The 4,032-nt window shown below is 34.5% G+C and carries 3 protein-coding genes and 2 pseudogenes; all 5 read right to left on the reverse strand.

What is annotated here, in order from left to right; all coding sequences use genetic code 11:
- Positions 1-222, reverse strand: a pseudogene (locus ABJI11_RS00415) (phospholipase); the annotation flags it as partial.
- Positions 223-226: 4 nt separating this feature from the next.
- Positions 227-556, reverse strand: coding sequence for a hypothetical protein (locus tag ABJI11_RS00420; protein WP_036153748.1), 330 nt, complete (start codon positions 554-556; stop codon positions 227-229).
- A gap of 1 nt (position 557) precedes the next feature.
- On the reverse strand, positions 558-1,817 hold the full coding sequence (locus ABJI11_RS00425) for a dihydroorotase (protein WP_348348482.1): 1,260 nt from the start codon (positions 1,815-1,817) through the stop codon (positions 558-560).
- A 24-nt stretch (positions 1,818-1,841) separates the two neighbouring features.
- Entirely contained in the window at positions 1,842-3,758 is a 1,917-nt protein-coding gene (locus ABJI11_RS00430; RefSeq protein WP_348348484.1) for a BatA domain-containing protein, read from the reverse strand.
- An 80-nt stretch (positions 3,759-3,838) separates the two neighbouring features.
- Positions 3,839-4,032, reverse strand: a pseudogene (locus tag ABJI11_RS00435) (glycosyltransferase family 2 protein); the annotation flags it as partial.

Below are 4,032 nucleotides of genomic sequence, written 5' to 3' on the forward strand. Positions count from 1 at the left end.
ATCATCAAAATTAATGGCATACCACGCATAACCGTATGGTTGTAAAATATAAGGTGCACGTACGGCTATTATGCATAGTTCTTCTGGTAATTCCGGAGCAAAAGAAAATAGGTCTTCTTCATTACTTCCATAACCATGTAGCATAAAAAGAACCGGAGGTTTTTTATCGGTTAGACTAGATGGTCTTATAATGTGTTCTAAGGATAGGGGAGCTGTTGTCATTGTATTATTTGATAAAGGTGAACCATTTTTGAAAATACGGACCTACAATAGGTACTATTTGTTCTTTGTTGCTCAATGCGCCAATAAAGCCATATACCCAAAGAACAATGTAGCAAAGGTATAGACCATAAAGAGCGTATTGGTTAAACCATACGCTAGAAAAAATGGCAAAACCATGAAACATTAAGTGCAGACCAAATGCCTGCCTGGTATGAATTCTTGCAAAACGATACTGCGGTTCGTTATTCATAGATAAGGCAATTATAGCCCCAACTATGGTTAAATAGGCAATTATTGCCGTAGTTCTACCTGGTATCTCGGGAGATTTCTCCATTTTAATTATTTAGTACTAATTGGTTATTGGCAATGCTACCTACTACTTTTCCTTTCATTGGCTTACCAATAGCTATGGAGTTTTTACTGGAGCTAAAGATCTGATCTTCTGAAAATTCATAAGTGTCATCTGTAGTAAAAAGCGAGAGGTTTGCTTCTTTGCCTACTTCTAACTGTGGCTCTTCTATTCCGAAAACGGAACGCCCTTTCGTTAGTAAAGAAATGGTTTCCTCAGTGTTAAAAAGTTCGTTTAACATACCGAATATGCTTTCTATTCCTATAGATCCAAAATCAGCATTGTCAAACTCTACATGTTTTAATTCTATATTTAGTGGAGTATGGTCAGATGTTACAAAATCTATAGTGCCGTTTTTTACTCCTTTTTGTAATGCTTTTATATCTGCCGTTGTACGTAAAGGTGGCATTACTTTATATTTTGTATCAAAATCTTCTAATGCGACATCAGTAATGACAAGGTTGTGAGCAGCTACGCTGCAAGATACCTGCAATCCTTTTTTCTTTGCATCGGCTATAAGCTTCACAGAATTTGCTGTAGATATTGTAGGTATAAATAATTTACCTCCCGTATATTCCAATACAAACAAATCTCGTGCTATCTGTAATTCTTCCGCTAGTGCAGGAATCCCCTTTAAGCCTAGTTTGGTACTGGTAATACCTTCGTTAACAATTCCTTTTCCAGATATGCTTTTATCCAACGGAAAAGAAAAGACCATACCATCAAAATTTTGAGCGTATTGTAAGGCTATTTTTAAAAGGTTGGCATTTGCCATCGGATGCTTATAATCATAAAAACCCAAGGCTCCTGCATTCTTCATATCATAAAGCTCTGCCAGTACTTCGCCTTCACCCTTTACCGTCAAATTGCCTAATGGGTGTAAATTTGTTAATTGATCTTTAGCAGCATTTTTTAGGTACACAATATCAGATGCGGAATCTGGTGTTGGGTGACTGCTAGTGTTTAAGATAACATCTGTAAATCCGCTTTTAGCAGCGGTTGCCAATCCGTTTTCAATAGTTTCTCTTTCTTCATGTCCTGGTTCTCCAAAACTAACTCCGCTGTCAAACCAACCTAGTGAAACATGTAAATCTTTTATTGCTATGACCTTTGTTTTGCCACTAGGCTCAATAGTGGTTTCAATAGCATCTATAATACCTTTTTTAATTAAAATATCCCTCTTCTTAAGATGAAGGTTTTTAGTACTCCCATTTACTATAGTCACTGATTTTAAAAGTATATTCATAGGGTATGGGTTGTTCGTTAATAGTTATTTTAAGAATTTTTGTAGTACCGTTTCTATTAGAACAAAAGCCAATGCTAAAATAGCAAACCATTTCCAAAACTCGTTTATGGCATTGTTATTTTGACTTTCTAAAAAGAAATTTGATACTGATGTATTACTGTTATTTTCAGGCAGCGTAGTGTATAACAACTCGCTCTCTTTCCTATCGTTATTAAAACTGATGTGCCTAATGGTATTTTCATTATGCATGATTTTGTAGATGCCGGCTTCTTTGGGGTTTTCTATAAAAGTTACTTGTACTTTTTTAGGAAGCACGCGTTGTTGCGGAATGAATTCGTTTGTAGCGTTTGCTATTTTAATGATATCATCTTGTTGCAACGTAATTGGCAATTCTATTTCTACATTGCTACCGTTAATTGCATACAATGGAGGTAGCTTTAGACTATTCATACCCATATTATAAAAGGCAGGAACAATCAATGGAGAATTCTTGAAATTAGAATTTTCACTACTGATTGCCGCACTAAAGAAATAGGCATTTTGCGCGCCTGCTAAAAATGGTTCGTTATTCTGAAAAGATAGTGCTACCGGTGCTTTAGTTTTAAACTTATAACGCTTTTGAACACTTGGAAATTGAAAATCTGTCACTTTCTTATCAAATACATTCTCAAATAATGGATGCGCAGTCTTTACATTTGCTATGGATATTTCTTGTTCCATAATGTTAGAAAACTGAGTTTGATTAAAAGTAGTTGATAACTGATTGTATGAAGTAATGTCACTATTTACGGCAGGGATCAATACAAAACTACTGCCGTTAGTGCTTAGAGATTTTAAGGCAGTTATTAGAGAAGTCGGTAAATTTGTTATTTCATTCAGGATTACTAAATCTTGATTTTCAATTGTACTGTAATTTAGTTGCGCTAAAGTACTACTGGTAAAATTGAACTCATCATTGATATATATGCGATTTAAATAATCTGCAGATGAATTACCTATTGCCAGTACTTTGATTTTAGACTTTTCGTCAATATTGAAATAGAACTGATTGTCATAATCCAATCCTGTATCCATAATGGCAACTTTGCCTAAAATAATGTCATTTGCGTTTATGGTAAACCGTACATCAGCCTTTTTGTTTCCATCAAAATTAGCTGCTGTTTTGGCTATTAGTTTATCGTTGTTAAATAAAGAAACAGGTATGGTTTGTTCTTCAGAATTTGTGGATATCTGTGCCACTAATTCTACATTGTCATTATTGCGCTCTGCAATAAAAACGGTATCTATAGAAGTATTAGTAATGATGTCGTTAGTAGGTTTTATAAACCTAGTATTAACTCCGTTAGTTGAATCTATAACCGAAAGGTCGCCCATTCGTTTTTGAAAATCTGATATGAGCACCAAGTTTTTCTGTGCTGCAGGATTAGTAGTGAAGTAGGTTTTTCCTTTTAGAATTATTTCAGAAATGCCTAATTGCTCTGAACCTACAGAAAGGTTAAGCAACTCGTTCTGTATGTCTTTTATGTCAACATCTTTGAATACCTGTTTATTGGTAAATAGCGTAAACTTTTGATCAGAAGGTATGTTTTCTATGAAATCTTGAATGGTGTTTTTAAAAAGGTTACCGTTATCAATTTGCCCGTTCATGCTAAAAGAATCGTCTAGATAAAAAACAGTTTCTTTTTCTTTTAGCGCAGTTTCATTAGCTATAAAAGGTTGGGCAAATGCGAAAACTAATGCGGCAAGTAAGCCCATTCTAGTAAAGAGCAGTAGCCATTTTTTTAAGGTGCTGCTTTTTCTAGATTCAGAAACTACTTGTTTTAAGAACTTTACATTGGTAAAGGGTGTTTTCTTAAATCGGCGTAATTGAAATAGGTGAATTAGTATAGGAATGAGTAGTAGTAAAAGACCCCAAAGAAGTTCTGGATATTTAAATTGCATTCCTATTTTTGATTAAAGCAAAGATAATTATTTTGAAATTAGAAGCTTGTGAGATTGCAACTATTATTTTTGAGCTTGGGTTAGCAAAAGAAGAAATAATCTACCGCTGGCTTTTGTTCTAAATCTGAAAAGAACGATCTGATCGTGTTTTGGTCCTCTTCATTAGCTACGGTAATAATTGTTTTAGAGTGTTTTAAGTTTTTTAAGGCAGAGAAGTGCGTTAGCCGAACACCGTAAATATCTTTTCCAATTTTCTTTTCATTATCGCATACCC

The organism is Maribacter sp. (assembly GCF_039968975.1).
GTDB lineage: Bacteria > Bacteroidota > Bacteroidia > Flavobacteriales > Flavobacteriaceae > Maribacter.

What these genes read in the sequence shown, in the direction of transcription:
- ABJI11_RS00420 (WP_036153748.1), bottom strand. Translation starts at nt 556, where the DNA reads ATGGAGAAATCTCCCGAGATACCAGGTAGAACTACGGCAATAATTGCC.
- ABJI11_RS00425 (WP_348348482.1), bottom strand. Translation starts at nt 1,817, where the DNA reads ATGAATATACTTTTAAAATCAGTGACTATAGTAAATGGGAGTACTAAA.
- ABJI11_RS00430 (WP_348348484.1), bottom strand. Translation starts at nt 3,758, where the DNA reads ATGCAATTTAAATATCCAGAACTTCTTTGGGGTCTTTTACTACTACTC.